General features: G+C 65.2%; 20 protein-coding genes. 9 read left to right on the plus strand and 11 right to left on the minus strand.

From position 1 onward, the window contains the following. Nucleotides 1-362 precede the first annotated feature (362 nt). From HY058_00475 to HY058_00500, 6 genes are all read right to left on the minus strand, one after another. Nucleotides 363-656 (minus strand): HigA family addiction module antidote protein, encoded by a 294-nt coding sequence (locus HY058_00475; protein ID MBI3495760.1) that lies wholly within the window; start codon nt 654-656, stop codon nt 363-365. A 41-nt stretch (nt 657-697) separates the two neighbouring features. Next, a complete protein-coding gene (locus HY058_00480; protein ID MBI3495761.1) occupies nt 698-1,606 on the minus strand; it encodes a DMT family transporter in 909 nt (302 codons plus the stop codon). A gap of 27 nt (nt 1,607-1,633) precedes the next feature. Further along, nucleotides 1,634-2,500 carry a carbohydrate ABC transporter permease gene (locus HY058_00485; GenBank protein ID MBI3495762.1) on the minus strand — a complete coding sequence of 289 codons (867 nt, stop codon included), beginning with the start codon at nt 2,498-2,500 and terminating at the stop codon, nt 1,634-1,636. Next, a complete protein-coding gene (locus HY058_00490) occupies nt 2,500-3,405 on the minus strand; it encodes a sugar ABC transporter permease (GenBank protein MBI3495763.1) in 906 nt (301 codons plus the stop codon). The genes HY058_00485 and HY058_00490 overlap by 1 nt, the downstream gene beginning before the upstream one ends. A gap of 86 nt (nt 3,406-3,491) precedes the next feature. After that, nucleotides 3,492-4,769, minus strand: coding sequence for an extracellular solute-binding protein (locus tag HY058_00495; protein MBI3495764.1), 1,278 nt, complete (start codon nt 4,767-4,769; stop codon nt 3,492-3,494). A gap of 41 nt (nt 4,770-4,810) precedes the next feature. Continuing rightward, on the minus strand, nt 4,811-7,474 hold the full coding sequence (locus HY058_00500; GenBank protein ID MBI3495765.1) for a hypothetical protein: 2,664 nt from the start codon (nt 7,472-7,474) through the stop codon (nt 4,811-4,813). Between the two features lie 306 nt (nt 7,475-7,780). Between HY058_00500 and HY058_00505 the strand changes: the two genes are divergently transcribed. The 5 genes from HY058_00505 (at nt 7,781) to HY058_00525 (ending at nt 13,218) form a co-directional block, all read left to right on the plus strand. After that, nucleotides 7,781-8,077: a DUF2312 domain-containing protein gene (locus HY058_00505; GenBank protein MBI3495766.1), complete on the plus strand. Its 297-nt coding sequence runs from the start codon at nt 7,781-7,783 to the stop codon at nt 8,075-8,077. A 157-nt stretch (nt 8,078-8,234) separates the two neighbouring features. Then, a complete protein-coding gene (locus HY058_00510) occupies nt 8,235-8,888 on the plus strand; it encodes a hypothetical protein (protein MBI3495767.1) in 654 nt (217 codons plus the stop codon). A 115-nt stretch (nt 8,889-9,003) separates the two neighbouring features. Then, entirely contained in the window at nt 9,004-9,879 is an 876-nt protein-coding gene (locus tag HY058_00515) for a hypothetical protein (protein MBI3495768.1), read from the plus strand. A 375-nt stretch (nt 9,880-10,254) separates the two neighbouring features. After that, nucleotides 10,255-11,910, plus strand: a complete 1,656-nt coding sequence (locus HY058_00520) for a pyruvate decarboxylase (protein ID MBI3495769.1) — start codon at nt 10,255-10,257, stop codon at nt 11,908-11,910. A 132-nt stretch (nt 11,911-12,042) separates the two neighbouring features. Continuing rightward, on the plus strand, nt 12,043-13,218 hold the full coding sequence (locus HY058_00525; protein ID MBI3495770.1) for an acyl-CoA/acyl-ACP dehydrogenase: 1,176 nt from the start codon (nt 12,043-12,045) through the stop codon (nt 13,216-13,218). 258 nt (nt 13,219-13,476) lie between these two features. Here HY058_00525 and HY058_00530 read toward each other — a convergent pair whose 3' ends face one another. Both HY058_00530 and HY058_00535 read right to left on the minus strand, forming a co-directional pair. Then, nucleotides 13,477-14,196 (minus strand): NAD(P)H-dependent oxidoreductase, encoded by a 720-nt coding sequence (locus HY058_00530; protein MBI3495771.1) that lies wholly within the window; start codon nt 14,194-14,196, stop codon nt 13,477-13,479. A gap of 19 nt (nt 14,197-14,215) precedes the next feature. Continuing rightward, the gene (locus tag HY058_00535; GenBank protein MBI3495772.1) at nt 14,216-14,830 is read right to left on the minus strand and encodes a TetR/AcrR family transcriptional regulator; all 615 of its coding nucleotides are present in this window, start codon (nt 14,828-14,830) and stop codon (nt 14,216-14,218) included. Between the two features lie 203 nt (nt 14,831-15,033). On the opposite strand from HY058_00535, the gene HY058_00540 reads away from it, so the two are divergent. The 3 genes from HY058_00540 to HY058_00550 are packed head-to-tail and all read left to right on the plus strand — an operon-like array spanning nt 15,034 to nt 19,597. Further along, on the plus strand, nt 15,034-15,234 hold the full coding sequence (locus tag HY058_00540) for a hypothetical protein (protein ID MBI3495773.1): 201 nt from the start codon (nt 15,034-15,036) through the stop codon (nt 15,232-15,234). 34 nt (nt 15,235-15,268) lie between these two features. Then, a complete protein-coding gene (locus HY058_00545) occupies nt 15,269-18,430 on the plus strand; it encodes an efflux RND transporter permease subunit (GenBank protein MBI3495774.1) in 3,162 nt (1,053 codons plus the stop codon). An 18-nt stretch (nt 18,431-18,448) separates the two neighbouring features. Further along, nucleotides 18,449-19,597: an efflux RND transporter periplasmic adaptor subunit gene (locus HY058_00550; GenBank protein ID MBI3495775.1), complete on the plus strand. Its 1,149-nt coding sequence runs from the start codon at nt 18,449-18,451 to the stop codon at nt 19,595-19,597. A gap of 138 nt (nt 19,598-19,735) precedes the next feature. On the opposite strand, the gene HY058_00555 is transcribed toward HY058_00550, so the two are convergent. From HY058_00555 to rmuC, 3 genes are read right to left on the minus strand one after another with little or no spacing between them, the layout of a single operon-like run. Further along, complete coding sequence (locus HY058_00555) at nt 19,736-20,032, minus strand: DUF1244 domain-containing protein (protein ID MBI3495776.1); 297 nt, start codon at nt 20,030-20,032, stop codon at nt 19,736-19,738. A gap of 37 nt (nt 20,033-20,069) precedes the next feature. Then, nucleotides 20,070-20,693 carry a ferric reductase-like transmembrane domain-containing protein gene (locus HY058_00560; GenBank protein MBI3495777.1) on the minus strand — a complete coding sequence of 208 codons (624 nt, stop codon included), beginning with the start codon at nt 20,691-20,693 and terminating at the stop codon, nt 20,070-20,072. Nucleotides 20,694-20,701: 8 nt separating this feature from the next. Then, nucleotides 20,702-21,847, minus strand: a complete 1,146-nt coding sequence (rmuC, locus tag HY058_00565) for a DNA recombination protein RmuC (GenBank protein MBI3495778.1) — start codon at nt 21,845-21,847, stop codon at nt 20,702-20,704. 70 nt (nt 21,848-21,917) lie between these two features. Between rmuC and HY058_00570 the strand changes: the two genes are divergently transcribed. Next, a complete protein-coding gene (locus tag HY058_00570) occupies nt 21,918-22,442 on the plus strand; it encodes a peptide deformylase (protein ID MBI3495779.1) in 525 nt (174 codons plus the stop codon). Nucleotides 22,443-22,607 lie beyond the last annotated feature (165 nt).

Genomic DNA, 22,607 nt, shown 5'->3' on the forward strand with positions numbered 1-22,607 from the left:
ACCTCATGCATCGAAAGCCAATTGCCCACCTGCTCAACCCACTGCCAGGGCCAAGTCTCAATAACTCCCAATTGACCCTTCAATGCATCTGAATCTAAACCGGACAGCCGTGGGCTTGACCCGGCAATCCATCGTGCGATCCGATGATGGACCCGCGGATCAAGTCCGCGGGTGACGGAAGAGGATGGTTCCACCTCAACGGAACGCGCTCCGGCGTGTCGGTTATTCCAAAACGCACCATGCTCTACGCCGAATGCATGAACCGCATCGGCCTGGTGAAGCCGAAGGCGGCGAGCTGGAAGGACTACTTCATCTCCCAGATCCACGACCGCCAGGGAAGCTGAGGCCGGGGTGGAGCGCGTCTAAGCGGCTTTAAAATCGCGGACCTTGACTGGCTTCAGGCGCTTGCGCGCAAGCCAAAGGTCATGGGCCATTTGCAGTCCGAGCCAGGTCTCGGGCGTCGAGCCGAATGCCTTCGACAGTCGTTTCGCCATCTCCACCGAGATCTCGGCCCGCTCATTCACGAGGTCGGAGAGGGTTTGCCGCGTCACGCCGAGACCGGCCGCCGCCTCGGTTACGGAAAGTCCAAGCGGCTCCAGGCATTGCCGGCGGACAATGCCGCCGGGATGGGGGGGGATTGTGCATAGCCATCGAATCCACGTCACCTAATGGTAGTCGAGATAGTCGATCTCGACGGTTAGCGGGGCGCCCGGGCCCGTTCGGCGCGGCGCACGGTCTCGCGGTAGAGGATGTAGAGCGAGCTGGCGACGATGATGAGGGCGCCCACCAACGTGCTTTGCTCCGGCACCTCGCCCCAGAAGACATAGCCCATCAGCACCGCCCAGATGAGGCCGGTGTAGTTCAGGGGCGAGATGACCGAGACCGGGGCGAGGTTGAGCGCCTTCGTATACCAGTACTGCGCCGCCCCGCCGCCGAGGCCGAGGATGGCGAGCGCGGCGAGTTCCAGCCAATTGGGCGTGACCCACCAGAAGGGCAAGGTGAGGCCGCTCACGATTCCAGCGAGGCCGGAATAGGTCACCACGATCGAGGCGGTGGTCTCGGTGTGGCCGAGCTGGCGCATGGTGAGCGCGACGACCGCCGAACCGAGGGTAGCGGCAAGCGCCACCAAGGCGCCGGGCTGGATCGCTCCCGTCCCGGGACGCACCATGATGAGGACGCCGATGAAGCCGGCGACGACGGCGCTCCAACGATGCGGACCCACCTGCTCGCCCAGCAAGGGCACGGAGAGTGCGGTGATCAAGAGCGGGGCGGCGAAGGAATAGGCCGTCACATCGGCCACCGGGATCAGCGCCAGCGCTAAGAACCCGAGGGTCATCGAGCTCATGCCGCCGGCGAGCCGGAAAAGATGCATGCCGATGCGTCTGGTCTTGAGGCTCGCAATCCCGCCCGATTTGCCCAGCATCCAGAACGCCGGAACCAGCGCGAAGGCATGGCGGAAGAAGACGATCTCGTTCACCGGAATGCTCGCCACCAGCCATTTGGTGAGGCCGCTCTGGGCAGTGAAGAAAAGCACCGCCGCCAGCATATAGGCGATGGCGATGAGCGGCCGATCGTGTCCGGTGCTGGAGGCGGGGAAGAGCGGCATGAACCTGGGCAGAGGCGGAGACGCCCCTCAGCCCTTGATCCCCGTCATCGTCAGCCCTTCGATGATAAAGCGCTGCGCCACCAGAAACACCACGAACAGCGGCAGGATCGCCATCACCGTGGCCGCCATCAGCACCGACAGGCTCGCCGGGCCGAATACGCCTTGCAGCGCCACCACCCCGATCGGCAGCGTCATCTGCTCCAGGCTCTTGATCAGCACGAAGGGTGCGATGAAGTTGTTCCAGCTGGCGGTGAAGGTGATGATCCCCAGCGCGGCCAGCGCCGGCCCGAGCTGCGGCAGCGAGATGCGGCGATAGATCGTCCAGTAGCCCGCCCCGTCGATCTTGGCCGCCTCTTCCAGCTCGCGCGGCAGCCCCAGCATGAACTGCCGCATCATGTAGACGCCGAACGAGGACGCGAGCGCCGGCAGGATCAGCGCTGCCCGCGTGTCCAAGAGATGCAGGGCCGCGAACCCGACATAGATCGGGATCAGCACCAGCGCCGGCGGCACCATCAGCCCGACGAACATCAGCGCGAACAGCGCCCTGGAGCCGCTGAACCTGAGCCGCGCGAAGGCGAAGGCCGCCATCGATGCCGTCAGCAGCACGCCCAGCGTGGTCAGCGCGGCAACCACGAAGCTGTTCCAATACATGCTGAGGAACGGCAGGCCGGATTCCAGCACCTGCTGGTAGGAGGTGGCATCCCAGATGTCCGGCAGCAGGGTCGGCGGCAGCCGGTATGCCTCCCCCACCGGGCGCAGCGAGGCGCTGAACATCCACAGGAACGGCAGCAGCATCAACACGCCGCCGGCGCATAGCGGCAGCGTCACCATGAGGTTGCGCCAGTGCAGCACCGCCAAGGCCGTGTTCAGCCGCTGCGCGGTCTCCGGCGCCATCAGCTTCGCATCAGTCTGCGGCCGATGCCGAATTGCACCGCCGTCACCGCCGCGATCACCACCAGAAGCGTGAACGCGGCTGCCGAGCCGGTGCCCAGATCTTGCGCACCGAAGGTCTGCTCGTACATGTACAGCACCACCACGCGGGTCGCATCCCCCGGCCCGCCATTGGTCATGATGCGCACCGAATCGAACACCTGCAGCCCGCCGATCGTGGCGTAGGTGATGCAGAACAGCAGCACCGGCGCCACCGCCGGCAGCTTGATGTGCCAGAAGATCCGCCACCCGCCCGCCCCGTCCAGCGCCGCCGCCTCGATCAGGCTGCGCGGCACCGCCTGCAGGGCCGCCAGCAGGATGATCATGAAGAAGCCGAAATGCTTCCACACATCCATGATCACCACGGAGACCATGGCGATGCGCCCGTCGGACAGCCAGCCCGGGCCGGGCAAACCGAGCTCGTGCAGGTAATAGTTGAGGATGCCGAGGTCGGTGGAATACAGGAACTTCCACACCAGCGACACCAGCGCCGACGCCACCAGCACCGGCAGAAAGTAGGCGAAGCGCAGCGCATACAGCATCACCTTCGGCAGCTGGCGATCCAGCAACACCGCCACCAGCAGACCGAGCCCGACATTCCCGGTCACCGCCAGCGCGATGAACTGGAACGTATTGGCGAAGCTTCGCCAGAAATGCGCGTCCGACCAAATATAGAGGAAGTTCTCGAGGCCGACGAAATCCGTCCGCCAGGTGAGCCGATCCACTTCGGTGAGGCTGAACGCCAGCGTGGCCAGCACCGGCACCAGCAGAAAGGCCAGGTAGATCAGGAAGGCCGGTGCCGCGAACAGCCATGCCGCGCGCACCTCGCCGGCCCTGAGCCCGCGCCCGCCTCGCCGACGCGGGCCCATCCCTGCCCGGCCCAAATCGGGCAGGGACCCGTGCCGGAGGTCAGCCAGCGCCACCGCAGCTAGTCCGGCTCACGCTGGGCACGCCATCACCACTTCACGCGACTCATCGCACGCGACAGCTCCTCGTGCATGCCGTCGATCGTCGCGTCGATCTCCTGGTTTCCGGTCATGTACGCCTCGACGTGGCGCATCATGATCTCCTCCACCTGCGCGAAGTTCGGCGGCGCCAGCAACGGCTTCGCCTTGGCGGCAGCACCATAGAACAGCTCATGGTGCGCCGGGAATGCCGTCCAGACCGGCAGCTGCACGGCCGACCGCCGGCTCGGGATCGAGCGCACATTGCTGGCGACTTCCGCCTCGTATTCCCGGTCCATCAGCACCTTCATGAATTCCCAGGCCAGGGCCGGATTCTTCGTCGACTTGGTCATCGCCATGCCCATCACGCCGCAGATGTTCACCTGGGCGCGGTTGTACGGCACGACCTGCACGTCGGCCGCGGTGAACTTGGCGTCACGGAGAATCCGCATCAACGGATGCAGGCCCGAGATCATCGCCACTTGCCTGGCCGCGAATGGGCTGTAGCCAGGATCGTTGCGCGTGAAGGTGGGCGCCACCTTGTGCTTGTGGATCAGGTCGTGCAGGAAGACCAGCGATTCGCGGAATTTCGGATCCTTCACGTTGCTCTGCCGTCCGTCCGGCGTCAGCCGGTCGGTGTCGTTGGTCTGGAACCAGGTGCTGAGCGCGAATTGCCCGCCCGGAACGAAGTAGCCGTACTGGGTGATGCGCCCCGTGGCATCGCGTTTGGTCAGCTTCTGCGCCGTCTCCAACAGGTCGTTCCATTTCCAACCGGCGGCCGGGGGCGCCAGCCCGGCCTCCTGGAACATGTCGGTGTTGTAGACCGTCAGCACCGTGTTCCATTCCACCGGCACCAGCCTGAGCGAGTTCTGGTAGCGCAGCGCGTTCAGGAGGTTCGGCTCGACGTCCGCCAGCAGCTCCTGCGCGTCCGGATCGGTCTTGAGAATCTCCGCGAGGTCGCTGATCACGTCGCGGCTCACCAGCGTCGCCACACCCTCGGTCGCGATGTTGAGGATGTCCACGCTCTCGCCGCTGCCCAGCGCATTCATGAACTGGTTGATGTATTCGCCCCACGGATTGGTGGCGACGTACTGCACCTTGATCTCGACATTGGGGTAGCGCTGCTTGAACCGCGCCATCGCGTGGTTCATCTCCGAGATGTCGGCGTCGGTGGCCGGGCGGAACACGTTGAGCGTCGCCTTGATGTCCGTCGGCGGCGCGGCATGAGCCCTACGCAACGGCAAGGCGGCAAGGCTGATCAGACCGGTGGTGAAGGTGCGTCGTTTCATGGTCGTTTCCCCTTCGTTAGTCGGCCCGATTACCGGGCCGTTCACATTTGCGTCGCATCCGGCAGCGCGGCCACGCCCATTCCTGCCGCAGCCACCCGCAACACGTCTCCGCCCCGCAGCGTCTGCGCCGCGAAGCGCAAGGTGCCGTCCTCAACGCGCGCCGTCACTGCCGCATCGTTCAATGTGACCGTTGCTCGAGCCGCCTTCGGCAATGGCAGCCCGAGCGAGGCCAGTGGCGACTGCCCGCCGAGCACGCGCAGCGCGCAGCTTCCTTCTTCCAGGGTCACGGTTCCCCAGGCCAGGCCGTTCGACCAGATGCAGCGAAACGCCAGCCCGTCACGCAGCATCGGCGCGAAGCCGATATGCTGGCGGCGCGCATCGAAGCTGAAGCCCGATAGCGTAAGCACGCCGCTCCAGCTCGCCATCGAGCGCGCGTAGTTGGAGCCGGCCTCCATCTCGTTCCACGGGTTGCGGTTGGACCCGGCATAGCGGTCGCGCACCGCCTTGAAGGCGCGCACACCCTCGCGCAGCATGCCCTCCTGCATCAAGGCCGCGCCGAACGCGTATTCCATGCCGTGGAAGGTTTCCTGGGCGTAGGGTGCGGGGATCGCCGGTTTGTGCACGCCCGCGGGGAACCCGATGATCACCGTGCCCGATTCATCGTAGACGCCGTAGACCCGGCACGGGTTGAAAAGGTCGCCCAGCCGCAGCTTGAAATTATGCTGCCAGATCGCGCTCAGCGCGCTGCGGAACTGTTGGGGATCGTAGATGTCCGGCAGCCCGTATAGCCGCGCGTGCCAGCCCGGCAGAACCTGGTCGATCAGCACCCCGTCGCCGAGCTGGCACTTCAGCTCGCCATGCTCTTCGCTCCAGTACTGGTCATAGACGTCGCCGCCCATCAGCCGCCGCGACTTTGTCGCCTCGGCGTAGGCGTCCAGCACGCTGCGGTCGTTGAGTTCGACCTCTTGGACGAAATAGCTGCCTTTGAACAGCTTATCGGCCATGTAGCGGCGCCCGCGCTGGGCCATGTCGCGCCATTGCCGGGCGGTGTCCGGATCGCCCATCGCGTCTGCCATCTCCGCCCCGGCCGACAAGGCGCCGACATAGAACCCGGTCAGCCAGGAGTTCGCCCCGAACAGCTCCATGTCCAAGGTGTGGTGTTGCCGCCCGGTCAGCACGCCCGTCCGCTCGGGGTCCCAGCGATCGGGATTGCCGGGATGCCAGGCATATTCGATGGATTTGCGGATCAGCGGCCACAGGCGGCGGAGCCAGGCATCGTCGCCGCACAGCTTCCAGTCCCGATACGCCTTCATGGCATTGCCGAACTGCCCGTCGGCGCAGGGTCGCTCGGTCGACAGGCCGGAGCCGATCGGCAGGCTCATGCGGAAGCTCATGCCGCCGGCGGCGTCCATGTTGTTGCGGTAATCCGCCTCGCGCATCGAGCGTTCCAAGGCCGGAAACAAGAAGGGCAGCGCTTGCGCGTAGTTCCACACATGCGTGCAGCTGCCCTCGCACGACCCCTCGCCCGGGTTGAGGCCCTCGAAGGCGTAGAAGGTGCCGTCGGTCAGCCTGACCGTCGTCGGCGTTCTGAGGATGCTGAGGTTGGCGGCGGCCGCGTCGATCACCGCATGCGGCAGGCTGGAGCCATAGAGCGCGTCGCGGAAGATTTGCGTCCCCTCGGCCAGCCGGTCCCAATCCTTGAGCGCGATCGCGGCGATCTCCGCGGCACCCTTCCATTGCGTCGCATACCAGTTCTTCCACACCCCCTCGGCCGGCGAGGGCTGGCGGAAATGCCAGACCTTGGAGACCCAGAACTTGTGGAAATTCGGCACGTACCAGGCGATCACGAAGCGCGCCCGCCCGATCTCGCCGGGTGCCACGGTGATGTGCGCGGCCTGTAGGCTGCTGTCGCCGTCGCGCGACATTCCGCCGGTGGGCAGGGAGGAATAGTAGCGGCGCTCGGCGAATTTCCCCGGGCGGCGTAGATCGTCCCAGTACACCTCGAAGGAGTCGAACCACAGGCCGCGGTAGAGATGCGTCTGCCCGCTGGTCGCCGCCGCATCCGTCGCCAGCACCAGCTCGCCGTAGTCCGGCGCATCGGCGCCGGCCGACGTGGTGAAGACGCGAACGCTCTTCTCGCCGCGTTCAGCACCGGTCGGCGCCGTCGGCAGGTGCCCGAGCACGCCGACGATGCTGTAGGCGATCGGTGCTGCGGTCGGGTTGGCGACCTCGAACTCGAACATCGCGACCGGCATCGAGGACGTGAGATCGTCGAGCGGCAGGAACGGATTGAACGCCGTCATCGCGACGTTGCCGGGGAAGCGATCGTCGGCAAAGCTCAGCCGCGCCGTGGGGTAGCGACCCTCGAACCGGCATTCGGCGAAATGCGGGGCCCCCACCAGCGAGAACCGCCTGGCGCCGGTGCCGAAATTGCGGCCCCAATCGGGGGTGATGTCGCCCATCAGGCTGCCCCGATACGGCCCGTGCAGCAGGCGCGCATCGAGGGTTTTTCCGTCCTGCTCGGCGCGGATGGCGAAATGCGACAGGCCGTTGGTGCTGCCTTTGCTCGGCCGATTGAGGATTTCCCAGTCGATGAACCGCCCGGCGCCGGACAGCCCGATCGAGCCGGTGCCGATGCCGCCCAGCGGGAACGAGATTTCGCGCGTGCTCTCGTCCGTATAAACGAACGGAATCGTCTGAGACACGTCTCCTCCCGTGCAGCCGACCTTGAATCCGGTCCGGTTCGATCGTTGCATCGAGGCTAGCATGCGGTCTCGGAATGCGGCAAACGACGCCCGGCGTCGGGCCAACGGGCGATTCGCTGGGGATATCTTTTCCGCCGGCGACGGAGAGCCTCGGCCGCGGTGACATCGGCGCCTGCGGGCCCATAATTCCTTGGCGTTGCGGCCCCGCCTGATTCGCCATGGCAATGACGGTCGACGCAGTCTATGGACTCGGAGAGGTGGGCATGACCGAGCCGCCCCGCCCCATGACCAGGAGAGCTTTCGACTATGAGCGACGCGCCAGCCCAAGAGGTGACCGAGACCCGCCAGAAGGAAACCGCCAAGGATGTGGGCGGCATCGCCGCCGACCGGCTCAGGAGCTTCGTCGACCGGATCGAACGGCTGGAAGAGGAGCGGAAGGTCCTCGGCGCCGACATCAAGGAGGTCTATTCCGAAGCCAAGGGTCACGGCTTCGACACCAAGATCCTGCGCAAGGTGATCCAGCTCAGGAAGAAAGACCAGGACGAGCGCCAGGAGGAGGAAACCCTCCTCGACCTCTACAAGCAGGCGCTCGGCATGATTTAGCTAGCGTAAGCGGCGTGGCGCAATAAATGCCTGGCACAAGGCCCGGCCCTCTGTTTGGCACCATACCGGCGCGGTGGACAACATCCTTTGGTTGTAGTTCAATAACCTCGCCATAGCGCCTCTTGGGGGGATGATGAGGCTCGCGCGCGCAGGGGTCTTGGGACTGCTCGTTCTCCTCGGTGCCGCGATATGCGCCGACCGTGAGCAGGCCCAAGCCGCGGATCTGGGCATCGATCCGATTGCTCAGCAGATGCCGGAGTGGTGCTGGGCAGCGGCTTCCGAAATGGTGCTATCCCATTACGGCTTTCCCAACCTAAATCCAGGCGGCAACTACCAATGCGGCGTCGTCGGAGCGCAAGGTGGCCCTTGTTGGGCCAATTGCGCGTGGTGCCTGAATGGCGGAGGTACAACCCAACGCATCGCCGCGATAATTCAGCTCTATGCCCAGCTTGCCGACAATATGAACGGATTTACGACCGACAGCTTTATTCCGAGAACGCGGGGTATCATGTCCCCGAAACAGATTATTGCTTCGATCTATGATGACGCACCGATCATCGCCGGCATTACTCCGAACTCCGTGCCGTTTCCGCCGGGCATGGGATTCAGCCAACATGCGGTGGTCATTGTCGGCTGCGAAGGCGACGAAAATTCACTGGATCTCATTATCAACGATCCCTATCCGTATCCTTTGCCTTCCATCCCCTATGTCCAGGCTGGCGGCCAAATGCTTCAACCTGGGCAATATCAAGTCTCTTACCGGACGTTCGTCCGAACCTTTCACTACGGAAATTCGATAACGTTCAATTGACGGCTGGGCCATCACAAGGACCCACGTCGTCGTGTCTTGAGCCTGACGGACGGTCGTCCTGCTCATCCGATCGAGGAATATGCGTGCGCCATTGCGCATGGTCATGGTGAGGAACATGTCAGATCCCGCTTCACCGCAAGATGCATCTGAGGCTCGCGATGCCGTTCATCTGGTAATCACGAATCTCGAGGCGCGGATCACGAAGCTGGAGGAGGACGGTCGAAAAACCTTTCTAAAGAGAGTGACGGCGAGCGCAAGTGCCAGTGCGTTGTTCTTAGGCTTGATACTGACCCTTGTATCTCTCCAGGATGCCTTCATAAGCAAGCCCGAGACAGATCGAATAACTCGGATTAGTCAATTCAATCAGGCCGTCAATTCCGCCGCTAAGACTCGGCAGGAACTCATGCAATCGCAGATGCAAGGCGTGGATCCCAGATTGCAGTTCGCGATGGCGAGCGCTGCCACGCCGAGAATCTTGAATGACATATCGACAGCCAGGGCCATGTTGCGCGACATCCGTGACACTGATGTTGGAATACCGCAATTGATCGTCCTTACCTCGGAGGCTTTCACGACTGGGGACATGGAGGCCGCAAAGGACTTTGTGAGCCGTGCTGTCCGCAAGACCGACGTCACACCCTATTTGCGCTCTGAAGCCAAGCGTTACGAAGGACGATACCTCTTCTTGAGCGGTAAACCGGTTGAAGGACGATACGCGTTTCAGGAAGCCCTAAGCGCTCTGGGCGAGGCCCCGATTGCTCTGGCCGCGCGAGCGTATGTCTTGGAGGATCTGGTCGTCGCCGAATTTGCATTTGGCGATTGTGCGAACGCGATGGCTGAACTGAAAGACTTCTTAGCGGTGGTGCAAATGCCCGCCTTGACATCCCAAATGCGGTTACAACTCATCGGCACTGCAAAGGAACAATTAGGCCAGTTGCAGGGTCAACGCTGCACGACGTTGCAAGGCCTCGACATGCTCCTCGCCCAATAGTTAGCCCATTTGGGACTCGCACTGATATCTATCTTGAGTCCGCAAGGCGCAGCCAAGCGGACATTGGCCAGAGATAATCTACCATCCTCGATGTATGAAAATGGGATCTAGTCCGCTCAGAGCGGGCATCTGCGATGGCTTCGCCGGTATGGTCACTCAAGCGGGAGTGACCTATAGCGAACTCTAAGGATGTTACCTTGAAGGTTTGGTTGCCACTATCCAGTCTCGCTTTCTTTCTGGGGCCTTGACCCTAGGTTTGGATATATCGCGACGGCATGATTTAGCGGCGGCGCGTCGCGAGGGTCGACGCCCGCGCCGCCCTTCGACCGGCGTCCAAGACCGTCCTATGCTCCGCCCTCGACCGGAGCCTTATTCATGCCCACCGTCGGCCAATTCATCGTCGACAGCCTCGACGCCAATGGCGTCGACCGGATCTTCTGCGTTCCGGGCGAGAGCTATCTCGGGCTCTTGGATGCGCTCTACGGACGCAGCGACATCGACACGGTTTCCTGCCGCCATGAGGCGGGTGCGGGCTTCATGGCGCTCGCCGATGCCCGGCTGACCCACCGCCCGGGCGTGCTTGCCGTCAGCCGCGGCCCCGGCGCCAGCAATGCCGCCATCGCGGTTCATACGGCCGAGCAAGACGGCGTGCCCCTCATTCTCATCGTGGGCCAGGTCGCCACCAGCGACGTCCGGCGCGATTCCTTCCAGGAGATCGACTACGCGCAGATGTATGGGCGGATCGCGAAATGGACCGCCGAGGTGACCGATCCGAGGCGGATTCCCGAGACCATGCTGAGGGCGTTCCAGGCGGCGACGACGGGACGGCCGGGTCCGGTGGTGGTGGCGTTGCCCGAGGACGTGCTGACCGCCACGCTCGACACGGGGTCCGTCATGCCCCAGGCGCCGATCCGCGCCGCGCCCGATCCGGCCGATACGGCGACGCTGAGGGAGTGGCTCGCCCACGCCCTCAGCCCGCTCGTCATCAGCGGCGGCGGCCTCGACCGGCCGGGCGGACGGGACGCGCTCAGGGTCTTCCTCGAAGCCTGGTCGCTGCCGACGGTGGTGTCGTTCCGCCGGCAGGATCTCTTTCCGAACCGGCACCGTCTCTATGCCGGCGACATGGGCCTCGCCAATCCAGAAGCGCAGATGGCGGTGTTGCGCGAGGCGGATCTCATCCTGGTGCTGGGCGCCCGGCTCGGCGACATCACCACCCAGGGCTACAGCTTCCCCAGGCTCATCCGGCCGGAGATGCGGCTGGTGCACGTGCACGCCGAGCCCGCTCTGATCGGCACGCAGTTTGCCGCCGACCTTGCCATCGCCTGCGATCCCTTGGCGCTCATCCAAGCGCTGGGGCTGCCCGCCGCCCCGCCGCCGACTGGCCGCGAGGCTTGGATCGGGCGGCTCGAGGCCGAGCGCATCAGGATCGCCACGCCGCGGAAGCTTGCAGCCGAGGACGGCGTCCCCTTCGAAGACGTGGTCGCCGCCGTCGCCCGGAGCTTGCCGGCGGATGCCATCGTCACCGTCGATGCCGGCACCTTCGGGGCGCCGGTCTATCGGCTCATCCCCTTCGCCCCGCCGCAGCGCCTGTTGGCGCCGATCTCCGGCGCCATGGGCTTCGGCGTGCCGGCGGCGGTTGCCGCGTCGCTCCGCCATCCCGAGCGCCCGGTCATCTGCTTCGTCGGCGATGGCGGCTTCCTCATGACCGGAAACGAGCTCACCGTGGCCATCGAGCGGCGGCTTCCCCTCAAGGTGATCCTGTCGGAGAATGGTCTCTATGCTTCCATCCGCATCCACCAGGAGCGGCATTTTGCCGGCCGCGCCGTCGCCACCAGCTTCACCAATCCCGACTTCGAGCTGATGGGCCGCGCCTTCGGATTCGAGGTGAGCCGCATCCGCAGACCCACCGATCTCGAGCACCTCGCCGCGCTGTTGGCCGCACCCGGCCCGCAATTCATCGTGGTCGAGACCAGCATCGCCGCGATCCTGCCGAAGCCGGCGCTCAACACCGCCAAGCGGGCGGCCGACTAGTGTGATGATTCCGAAGTTCGTTGGCGAACTTCGGAATCTGAATCACACTAGATTCAATTGATTAGTGGCCCGCTTATCCCTGAAATTCGCGGACGAATTTCAGGGGCGGGACACTAGAGGACCGAGGCGGCAATGGACCGAGACGCCGAAGCCGCAAGGGGCGAGAGCCACAGCGAGATCAGGGCCGCGATCCGCCAGCTCTGCGGTACCTTTCCCGGGGAGTATTGGCGGAACCTCGACCGCGAGAACGCTTATCCCGCCGCCTTCGTTGCGGCCTTGACCGATGCCGGCTACCTCGCGGCCTTGATCCCGGAAGAGTATGGCGGCTCCGGCCTCAAGCTCTCGGCGGCGGCCGCGATCCTGGAAGAGGTGCAGCGCGCCGGCTGCAATGGTGCTGCAGCCCACGCGCAGATGTACATCATGGGTGCCTTGCTGCGGCACGGCAGCCCCGCGCAAAAACAGAAATACCTGCCGCCGATCGCCCGGGGCGCGCTCAGGCTGCAGGCCTTCGGCGTAACCGAGCCCGACAGCGGCACCGATACCAGCTCGATCAAGACCTTCGCCCGGCGCGAGGGCGATCACTACCTGATCAACGGCCAGAAGCTCTGGACCTCGCGGGCGGAGCACTCCGATCTCATGCTGCTGCTGGCGCGCACCGCGCCCAAGGACGAGGGCGTGAAACGCACCGACGGGCTGTCGGTGTTCATCGTCGATATGCGCGAGTCCGCCGGCAAGGGCCTCACCATTCGCCCGATCCGCACCATGATGAATCACGCCACCACGGAAGTGTTCTTCGACGAGGTCAGGGTTCCGGCGGAGAATCTCGTGGGCGAGGAAGGCAAGGGCTTTCGCTACATCCTGTCGGGCATGAATGCCGAGCGGGTGCTGATCGCCGCCGAGTGCATCGGCGATGCCAAGTGGTTCATCGCCAAGGCGACATCCTACGCCAAGGAGCGCGTGGTGTTCGAGCGGCCGATCGGCCAGAACCAGGGAATTCAATTCCCGATCGCGCGCGCTTACGCGGAGATGCGTGGGGCCGAGCTCATGGTGCGCGAGGCGGCGGCGCTGTTCGAAGCGGGCAAGGAGTGCGGCGCCGAGGCGAACATGGCGAAGCTCTTGGCGGCGGATGCCTCATGGGCGGCGGCCGAGGCGTGCCTGCAGACCCATGGCGGCTTCGGCTTCGCCGAGGAATACGACATCGAGCGCAAGTTCCGCGAGACCCGCCTCTACCAGGTAGCGCCGATCTCGACCAACCTCATCTTGAGCTATTTGGCCGAGCACGTGCTGGGGCTGCCGCGCTCGTATTGAGGCGGCCGCCATGCGAAGCAGGAGCCCCCACCCCACCCTCCCCCAACAAGTTGGGGGAGGGTGGGGCAGCGCTCGTTCTACTCCCTCCCTCGCCGTCAGGCGGGGGAGGGTTGGGGTGGGGGCTTCGCCAGGTCCTGGAGCCACGCGGGTTCTAAGAAAGATACCAGACGCTCCACGGCGCTCCGATGATCATTAGGGTAACGGACTCGCGCGCGACGGCCCAGGCGGCGGGCCCGTCCGATACCGGCCTAGGAGCAATCAGGCCTCGGACATCTCCGGCCGCAGGACATAGCGGTCGTCGTAGTCGGCGAGCCTCGGATAGGCGATGGTCGGCGCCGTCGCGAGTCCGAGGACACGCGCGCGATAGCGGTCCAGCTCTGCCGCGCGTTCCTCATCGCTCATGCGCGCCGGGGCGTGGACGAGAAAGGGCTCGATCACGCTAAAGCCGGTGAAATACAACATGCCGTGATTGATCGGAAACAGAATGTCGGCGATTGGGCCGTTCAGCCCCCGCTCGGAATACATCGTCCGCGGCCCGCCGATCGTCACTGCGCACATGGCTCGTTTGCCTGCAAAGACGCCGCGATCGTACCACTTGCCGCCGCCATAGATCCGCCCGCCCGCGGCGAAGACACGATCGACCCAGCCCTTGAGGATCGCCGGCAAGCCGAACCACCACAGCGGAAATTGGAAGATGAGCGCATCGCACCAGAAGAGCTTCTGCTGCTCGGCGGCGAGTTCGGGCGCGAAGCCGTCATGCTGAGCGGCATGCGCCTCCTCGGCTTGCTGCCGGAAATAACTCGGATCGAGAACCGTGCTGAAGTTGCGGCGGCTCGATACCGCATCGAACCCCATTCGGTAGAGATCGGAGACGACCACCTCGTGCCCGGCAGCCTTGAGCGCGTCTGAGGCCGCGCGCGTCATCGCGCCGTTGAAGCTCCGTTCCTCGGGATGGACGTGGACGATTAATACGCGCATCGGACCCTAGGCCAGAGTCTCAGGCGGTGCGTCTTGCGTGGTCGGCGATGAGGGATTCGACCATGCCGACGAAGCGGGCGCCGGGGCCGTCGCGGCCCACGCTCTGCAGGCTGATGCGGGCCCCCTCGAGCAGGAGGAAGATCTCGTCGGCCAAGCGCTCGGGCTCGGCCAAGCCGGTGTCGCGGCAGAGCTGCACCAGACGCGCGCATTGCTCGGTCTTGAATTCCTCGATCACCCGGCGGGCAGGGTGATCGGTGTCTCGGAGCTCGATCGCGGCATTGGCCAAGGGACAACCCCGCTCCGACTTGCCGAGCTTGAACTCGGCCACGTGATGCAGCCAGGTGAGGAGCTGGCCCCTGGGATCGCCCGCATGGGCCTTGGCATTGCGCTCCCAGGCGGCATCGACGTCCTTGCCGAATTCGCGGAGACACTCGGCCACCAGCGCGTCCTTCGAGCTGAAATGCCGATAGAGCGTCATCTTGTTGGAGTCGGCCGCCTCGGCGATCTCGTCCACGCTGACCGCGCGGATGCCGTAGCGAAAGACCAGCTCGCGGGCGGCCTTGAGAATCCGCTCGCGGGGCGGCGGCGGCGGGCGCAGCGGGGGCTGGGCCGCGGGTGAGATTCTTGGGTGCATCTCCCTTGAAATGTTACTTACCGGTCAGTATATCAAGCGTTGTTACCGCTAAGTAACACGGAATTGAACAGTTTGTCACGTGTTTGTCGGGCCCGGTCCACTTCGAAGACCGGTCCGGCGCCGCCGTTTTACCTCTGGGTTAATCGACCGCACGCGACCTTCCTCGCAGGATTGGGCCCAAGCCCCTCGCCCCGGAGCCTCCCATGACCAAGCAACTGGCCGAGCCGAAATTGAGAGAGATCCTGGCCGATCCCGTCATCCAGGCGGTGATGCGGGCCGACCATGTCGATCCTGACGCCCTCAGATCGACTCTTCAGGAGATGTCGCAAAAGATCGAGCCTTCCCGCCGCCGGGATCGCGGCAGCCGCGTTGCAAGCGGCTGCTGTGGCGGGCTCGCCCTCTAGCGCCCACCAGCGACGACAACGAGGTCCCGCTCCCATGGTCGCCTTCTTCATCAATCGGCCGGTGTTCGCTTCGGCGATCGCGGCCATCATGGTTCTGACCGGTCTCATCGCCTATCAGCTGCTGCCGGTCTCCCAGTTCCCCGACATCACCCCGCCCCAGGTGGTGGTCAAGGCTGCGTACCCCGGCGCCAGCGCCCAGGTGGTGGCCGACACCGTCACCACGCCCTTGGAGCAGCAGATCAACGGCGTCCCCGGCATGGCTTACATGTCGTCTATCAGCGCCAATGACGGCACGTCCACCATCACCGTCACCTTCAATGTCGGCTACTCCCTCGAGGTCGCCGCCGTCGACGTGCAGAACCGCGTCTCCCAGGCCTCCCCGCAGCTCCCGGCAATCGTCAATCAGGCGGGCGTCACCGTGCAGAAGGCGAACGCCAACTTCGTGGTGATCATCAACATCATCTCCCCCGACGGCTCGATCGATCCGGTGACGCTCAGCAACTACACCTATCTGCAGCTGGCCGATCCGTTGAAGCGCGTGCCCGGCGTCGGCGACGTGCAGATCTTCGGCGAGCGGCGCTACTCGATGCGGGTGTGGCTCGACCCGGACAAGCTCGCCACCCTCGGCGTCACCGCCGTCGACGTGCAGGGGGCTATTGCCGAGCAGAACCTGCAGGTTGCCGCCGGCAAGATCGGCCAGTCGCCGGCGCCGGCGGGCACCGCCTTCGAGTTCCAGGTGAACGCCATGGGCCGGCTCAGCGACCCGGCGCAATTCGGCGACATCGTGGTGCGCGCCGGCCGCGGCAATGATGCGACCGTGCGGCTGAGAGACGTGGCGCGGATCGAGCTCGGCGCGCTGCAATACGGCTCCAACGCCTTCTTGAACGAAAAGCCGAGCGTGCTGCTGGCGATCTTCCAGCTCCCGGGCTCGAACGCGCTCGACATGTCGAACCGGGTGCGCGCGCGCATGGAGGAGCTAAAGCAGCGCTTCCCCAAGGGCATCGACTATTCGATCCGCTACGACACCACTATGTTCGTCTCCGCCTCGATGGAGGAGGTGGCGATCACCTTGACCGAAGCCCTGCTGCTGGTCTGCGCCGTGGTGTTCATCTTCCTGCAGAGCTGGCGGACGACGATCATTCCCTCGATCGCCATTCCGGTGTCGCTGATCGCCACGCTCACGGTCATGCTGGCCTTGGGCTTCTCGCTCAACATGGTGAGCCTCTTGGGCATCGTGCTGGCGATCGGGCTCGTGGTCGACGACGCCATCGTGGTGGTGGAGAACGTCGAGCGCCAGCTCGAGAAGGGGCTGGCGCCGCTGGCGGCCGCCAAGGCCTCGATGAAGGAGGTCACCGGCCCGATCATCGCCACCACCGCGGTGCTGATGGCGGTGTTCGTGCCCGTCGCCTTCCTGCCCGGGGTCACCGGCCGGCTCTACAACCAGTTCGCCTTGACCATCGCCATCTCGGTGGCGATCTCGGCCTTCAACTCGCTCACCTTGAGCCCGGCCTTGAGCGCGGTCATGCTGAAGCACCGCGAGAAGTCGCGGTTCCTGCCGTTCCGGCTCTTCAACCGCGCCTTCGAGCGCATACAGAACGCCTATGCGCGTTGGGTGGGCAAGGTCATAAGCTGGCGCTGGGCGATGCTGCCGGTCTTCGTGCTCGGCCTCGGCGTGACCTATGGCATCTACCAGCGGCTGCCGACCGCGTTCCTGCCGGTAGAAGACCAGGGCTATTTCTTCGTCATCATCCAGCTTCCCGACGGCGCCTCGCTGGAGCGCACCGATGCGGTCGCCGAGAAGGTCCGCACCATCCTCAAGGGCACGCCGGGCGTCGCCGACGTGGTCGCGATCACCGGCTTCAGCTTCTTGACCCGCTCGGCGCAATCCAGCAGCGCGGCCGAGTTTGCCGTCCTCAAGCCCTGGAAGGAGCGCGGGCCCGATCAGAGCGCCTCGCGCTTGGTTGCCGAGCTGCGCCCGAAGCTCTTGGGCCTGCCGGAGGCGATCGTGCTCAGCTTCGACCCGCCCTCGATCCCGGGCCTCGGCACCACCGGCGGCTTCGAGTTCCAGGTCGAGGATCGGACCGGCCGCGGCGTCCAGGCCTTGAACGAGGTGACCCAAGCGGTCATCCAGGAAGCCCGCAAGCAGCCGGAGATCAACGGCCGCTCGGTGTTCAGCACCTTTTCGGCCTCCACCCCGCAATACATCTACGACCTCGACCGCACCAAGGCGAAGCTGCTCGGCTTGAGCCTGCCCGACGTGTTCAGCACCTTGCAGATCTATCTGGGCTCGCTCTACGTCAACGACTTCAACCTGTTTGGCCGCACCTTCCGGGTGACCATGCAGGCGGACAAGAGCGCCAGGGCGGACAAGAGCGACATCTCGCGGCTCTATGTCAGGAACTCTAGCGGCGGCATGGTGCCGCTCAGCACCCTGGGCGAGCTCAAGCCGACGGTCGGTCCTGACACGGTGCCGCATTACAACGTCTATGGCGCCTCGCTCATCAACGGCAATGCCGCGCCCGGCTTCAGCTCGGGCCAGGCGATCCAGGCGATGGAACGCGTCGCCGCCCAGACCTTGCCGGCGGATTACGGCTTCGAGTGGACCGGCATCACCTATCAGGAGCTGAAGGCCGGATCGGTCGCGGCCATCGTCTTCGGCCTGGCGCTGGTCTTCGTCTTCCTCTTCCTGGCGGCGCAATACGAGAGCTGGTCGATGCCGTTCATGGTGCTGCTCGCGGTGCCGCTGGCGCTCTTCGGCGCGGTGGCGGCACTGTACGTCCGCGGCATGCAGATCGACGTCTATTCCCAAATCGGCTTCGTGATGCTGATCGGGCTTGCGGCCAAGAACGCGATCCTCATCGTCGAGTTCGCCAAGCGCCAGCGCGAGGAGGGCCACAGCATCGTCGCCTCCGCCATGGAAGCGGCACGGCTGCGGCTGCGCCCGATCCTGATGACGGCGTTTGCCTTCATCCTAGGCGTCATTCCCTTGATGCTGGCGAGCGGCGCCGGTGCCGCCAGCCGCCAATCGATCGGCACCACCGTGTTCGGCGGCATGCTGGCGGCCACACTCTTCAGCCTCGTCTTCGTGCCGGTGTTCTATGCCGTCATCGAGCGCCTGCGCGAGGGACGGCACGCCGGCGAAACCGCCTTCAGCAACGAGGGCGAGCGTGCGCTGCAACCTGGACATGACGACTAAGCGGAACGGAGCAGAACCATGGCCTTCCTCAAAACCGCATTGGGCATCAGCACGGCGCTCGTGCTGACCGGTGTCGCTGCCTTCTTCGCCTTCGACGGGCTGTCATCGCGCTCGGGCGTACAGGCCGCCAATCCTCCGGCGCAGGGCGGCGCCCCTTCCGGCATTCCGGTGCCGGTGGCAGCCGTCGTCCGCAAAACGGTGCCGGTCTATCTCGACTATGTCGGCACCACCGAATCCGTCCGCAGCATCGCTCTGCAGGCGAAGGTGACGGGCTATCTGGCCGAGCGTGGGCAAGCCGACGGGGCCGACGTCAAGCAGGGCGACCTCCTCTACCGCATCGATCCCCGGGACTATCAGGCCGCCCTCGACCAGGCCAAGGCCCAGGCAAAGCGCGATGCCGCCGCGCTCGACTATGCCAAGGCCAATCTGCAGCGCGGCAGCCAGCTCATCAAGGATGGCTGGGTCACCAAGGATGCCTTCGACCTCCGGGCGAGCAGCCAGCACCAGGCCGAGGCGGCGCTCGCGGCCGACCAAGCCGCCATTCGCGCGGCTGAGAACAATCTTGGCTACACCGAGATCCGGGCGCCGTTTTCAGGCCGGCTCGGCAAGAGCCAGGCCTATGAAGGGGCCCTCATCGGCGCGGCGGGAACGCAGCTCAACACCCTGGCGCAGCTCGACCCGATCTATGTCACCTTCAATCCGAGCGAGAAGGATCTGACGCTCATCACCCAACGGCAGGCGAAGGGTGCCATCGCCGCTGACGCCTTGCTGGCCGGCGACAGCGAGGCCAGCTTCCGCGGCCGCTTGACCTTCCTCGACAACGCGGTCGACCGCTCGACCGGCACCATCGTCGCCCGGGTCACCATCGACAACCCCGAGCGCAGTCTATTGCCGGGCCAGTATGTCCGGGTCAGGCTCCATATCGGCGACTTGCCCGATGCGCTCCTGGTGGCGCAGACCGCGCTCGGCTCGAACCAGCTCGGCAAGTTCGTCTACGTGGTGGGCGAGGGCAACCGGGTCGAGCAGCGCTTCGTCAAGACCGGCGCCAGCTACGGCCCCTTGGTGGTGATCGGCGAGGGCGTCAAGGAGGGCGAGTCGGTTATCGTCGGCAATCTGCAGAAGATCGGCCCCGGCGCCCCGGTCACGCCGCTCGCGCCGAAGGGGTGAGGCCGCTCCAGCTCTCGATTGCCCCCACCCCAACCCTCCCCCGCCTTAGGCGGGGGAGGGGGTTCAGGGCGCATCCACTCGTGTCCCCTCCTCCACCGCTAGGTGGGGGAGGGCTAGGGTGGGGGCATGTGATGGTCCTCACCCGTGCTTGTGCGCCTTCTCGAAGGTCTGCTGCTGCGCCGGCGCCGCTTCCTTCTGGTGCTTGGCCTTCCATTCGGCATAGGGCATGCCGTAGACGATCTCGCGCGCCTTGTCGTCGCTGAGCGCCAGCCCCCGCTCCTCGGCCGCCGCCCGGTACCATTTGGACAGGCAGTTGCGGCAGAATCCGGCGAGGTTCATGAGGTCGATGTTCTGCACATCGACGCGCTTCCTCAGATGCTCGACCAGCGTGCGGAAGGCCGCCGCCTCGAGCTCGGTCTCGGTCTTCTTGTCCATGGGGACTCTCCTCAAGATGCTGTGAGGCTGCTGCCGGTTATCTAAGCACGGATTGGGTTCGGCGCCAGCGGAGCGCTGAACGGGCCAGCCGCCAGCCGAGCAAGAGCACGAGGCCGGCGCCGGTCAGATATAGCTCCGGCTGGTAGAGGCGCCCGACCATCTCATAGTGAAGCCAGGCAAGAATCGCGATCGGATAGACCAGGCGATGGAGCCCGCGCCAGACCCCGGCGCCGAGCCGCAAGACCGCCGCCCGGGTCGAGGTCAACACCAGGGGTACCAGCAAGACCGTGGCCACGAACCCCACGGCAAGATAGGGGTGCGCCAGCAGCTCCTGGCCGAGGAACGGCCAGTCGAAGCCATAGTCCTTGGCCCAAATGAGCAGGTGCAGGAACGCATAGAACGCGGCGAAAAGGCCGATCATGCGCCGGAGGCCGCCCAGCCAACCCAGACCCAAGAGGGCCGCCAGCGGCGTCAGCGCCAGCCCCAGGACCAGAAAGCGGAGCGACCACGTGCCGGTCTCGCGCACCAGGGTCGGATAGGGATTGGCGGCGATCACGCCATAGAGCGTGTCGTTGGCCAGCAAGAGGATCGGGGTCGCGGCCAAGAGGAAGACCACGGGCTTGACCAGGCCGAGCGGGCTATGGCCGGACTTGATCGCCATCGAGGGCATCATCGGGGCGGCTCCGGGGGAAGTGCCGGCTTCTCCTCCTCGGCGAGCTCCACCTCTTCGATGCGCCCGGCGCGCTTCACCACCTTGTCGGCGGAGATGCGGATCTGACGCATGTCCTCGGTCGTCTGGGAAAAATGCTGCTGCAGCTTGCCGACGCGCTCATCCAGGCGCTCCACGTCCTCGAGCAGCAGCACCACCTCCTGCTGGATGAGATGCGCCTGCTCGCGCATGGCGGCATCCCTCAAGACCGCTCTGACCGTGTTCAAGGTCGCCATCAAGGTCGTGGGCGAGACGATCCAGACCCGCTCGCGATAGGATTGCTGCACGATCTCCGCCATGTTGGCGTGCAGCTCGGCGTAGATGGCTTCGCTCGGCAGAAACATCAGCGCCGATTCCGCCGTCTCGCCGGGCACGATGTACTTGTCGCGAATGGCGCGGACATGAATGAGGACGGCCTGGCCCAAGGCCTTGCGTTGGACGAGCTTCGCCGCCTCGTCGGGTGCCGCCATCAGCGCCTGATAGGACTCCAGCGGAAACTTCGCATCGATGGCGATGGGTCCGGGCGGATTCGGCAGCTGCAAGAGGCAATCGACCCGGCGGCCGCCGCCGAGCGGCGCTTGAAAGACATAGGCGTCGGGCGGCAGGGCGGCGCGCACCAGATTCTCCAGCTGGATCTCGCCGAAGGCGCCGCGGGCCTGCTTGTTGGCGAGGATGTCCTGCAGTGCCACGACCTCGGTCGAGAGCTGGGTGATGGTCTTCTGCGCGGAATCGATGACCGCCAAGCGCTCGCGCAGATCGCCCAAGGTCTTCGTGGTGTCGGTGGCGCTCTTGCCGAGCGACTCCTGGACCCGTTGGCCGAGGGCGGCGAGGCGCTCGTCCAAGGATTTCGCCAGCGCCCGCTCCTGGGTCTGGAGCGCGTCGGCCAATTTCGCCTGGGATGCCGCCTGCTGGGCCGCCATCTGATCGAGCCGACCGGCGAGCTGGCCTTGGGATTCGGCCAGCCGCTGCGCCAGCACCGCCATCTCGCTCGCCGGCACGCTGCCGGCGAGGGGCGCTTTCTGGCTGCGGCGCAGCACGATCACCGCAACCGCGAGCGCGCCAGCGGCAATGAGGAGTGCTAGAACAAGGCCCGGATCCATAGCCATTCCCTAGCATGGGGACATCGCTGCCGCCACGCTTGACGGCTCGCTTGCGCGGTCTTACCTAGCAAGCAGCATGGCACTTCTTTCCGTCATCACGGCTCCCGACCCCAGGCTCAAGATCAAGTGCCGGCCGGTCGAGGCGGTCGACGATTCGGTCCGCCGGCTCATGGACGATTTGCTGGCGACCATGTATTCAGCGCCCGGCATCGGACTTGCCGCACCGCAGGTCGGCGACGACCGCCGCGTGCTGGTGCTGGACGTGGCGCGGGAGAACGAGCCGGCGCAGCCGCTCAGGATCGCCAATCCCGAGATCATCTGGACCTCCGCGGAGGAGATCCTGCATGAGGAGGGCTGCCTCTCCGTGCCCGAGCATTATGCCGAGGTGATGCGGCCGGCCGAGGTCAAGGTGCGCTATCTCGACTATCAGAACGAGATCCGCGAGCTGCATGCCAAGGACCTCTTGGCGGTGTGCCTGCAGCACGAGATGGAGCATCTCGACGGGGTGCTGTTCATCGACCATCTCTCCATCGTCAAGCGCGACATCATCGTGCGCAAGCTGGTGAAGCTGCGCAAAGCCGAGACGCGGGAGCCGGTCTAGGAGACGCGCGCACGGTTCGTGCTCCCTCTCCCATGGGGCTATGGGATTCACGGATCTTGGCCTTGGGTAGCAAGGGCATAGCCTTCCATCCTGGCGGCGAGCTGGTTCCAGCCGTCGCGCATGGTCTTGGGTCCTGGCGGTTTGTAGTAGCAGTTCCAGCCACCG

The sequence above is a fragment of the Pseudomonadota bacterium genome, assembly GCA_016195085.1.
Classification (GTDB): domain Bacteria; phylum Pseudomonadota; class Alphaproteobacteria; order SHVZ01; family SHVZ01; genus JACQAG01.

Bases quoted from the DNA above. Each gene is read 5' to 3' on its own strand.
- HY058_00535 (MBI3495772.1), bottom strand. From the start codon at position 14,830: ATGCACCCAAGAATCTCACCCGCGGCCCAGCCCCCGCTGCGCCCGCCG.
- HY058_00495 (MBI3495764.1), bottom strand. From the start codon at position 4,769: ATGAAACGACGCACCTTCACCACCGGTCTGATCAGCCTTGCCGCCTTG.
- rmuC (MBI3495778.1), bottom strand. From the start codon at position 21,847: ATGGCTATGGATCCGGGCCTTGTTCTAGCACTCCTCATTGCCGCTGGC.
- HY058_00550 (MBI3495775.1), top strand. From the start codon at position 18,449: ATGGCCTTCCTCAAAACCGCATTGGGCATCAGCACGGCGCTCGTGCTG.
- HY058_00490 (MBI3495763.1), bottom strand. From the start codon at position 3,405: ATGGGCCCGCGTCGGCGAGGCGGGCGCGGGCTCAGGGCCGGCGAGGTG.
- HY058_00515 (MBI3495768.1), top strand. From the start codon at position 9,004: ATGTCAGATCCCGCTTCACCGCAAGATGCATCTGAGGCTCGCGATGCC.
- HY058_00560 (MBI3495777.1), bottom strand. From the start codon at position 20,693: ATGGCGATCAAGTCCGGCCATAGCCCGCTCGGCCTGGTCAAGCCCGTG.
- HY058_00485 (MBI3495762.1), bottom strand. From the start codon at position 2,500: ATGGCGCCGGAGACCGCGCAGCGGCTGAACACGGCCTTGGCGGTGCTG.
- HY058_00530 (MBI3495771.1), bottom strand. From the start codon at position 14,196: ATGCGCGTATTAATCGTCCACGTCCATCCCGAGGAACGGAGCTTCAAC.
- HY058_00505 (MBI3495766.1), top strand. From the start codon at position 7,781: ATGAGCGACGCGCCAGCCCAAGAGGTGACCGAGACCCGCCAGAAGGAA.
- HY058_00480 (MBI3495761.1), bottom strand. From the start codon at position 1,606: ATGCCGCTCTTCCCCGCCTCCAGCACCGGACACGATCGGCCGCTCATC.
- HY058_00520 (MBI3495769.1), top strand. From the start codon at position 10,255: ATGCCCACCGTCGGCCAATTCATCGTCGACAGCCTCGACGCCAATGGC.
- HY058_00555 (MBI3495776.1), bottom strand. From the start codon at position 20,032: ATGGACAAGAAGACCGAGACCGAGCTCGAGGCGGCGGCCTTCCGCACG.
- HY058_00545 (MBI3495774.1), top strand. From the start codon at position 15,269: ATGGTCGCCTTCTTCATCAATCGGCCGGTGTTCGCTTCGGCGATCGCG.
- HY058_00570 (MBI3495779.1), top strand. From the start codon at position 21,918: ATGGCACTTCTTTCCGTCATCACGGCTCCCGACCCCAGGCTCAAGATC.
- HY058_00525 (MBI3495770.1), top strand. From the start codon at position 12,043: ATGGACCGAGACGCCGAAGCCGCAAGGGGCGAGAGCCACAGCGAGATC.
- HY058_00540 (MBI3495773.1), top strand. From the start codon at position 15,034: ATGACCAAGCAACTGGCCGAGCCGAAATTGAGAGAGATCCTGGCCGAT.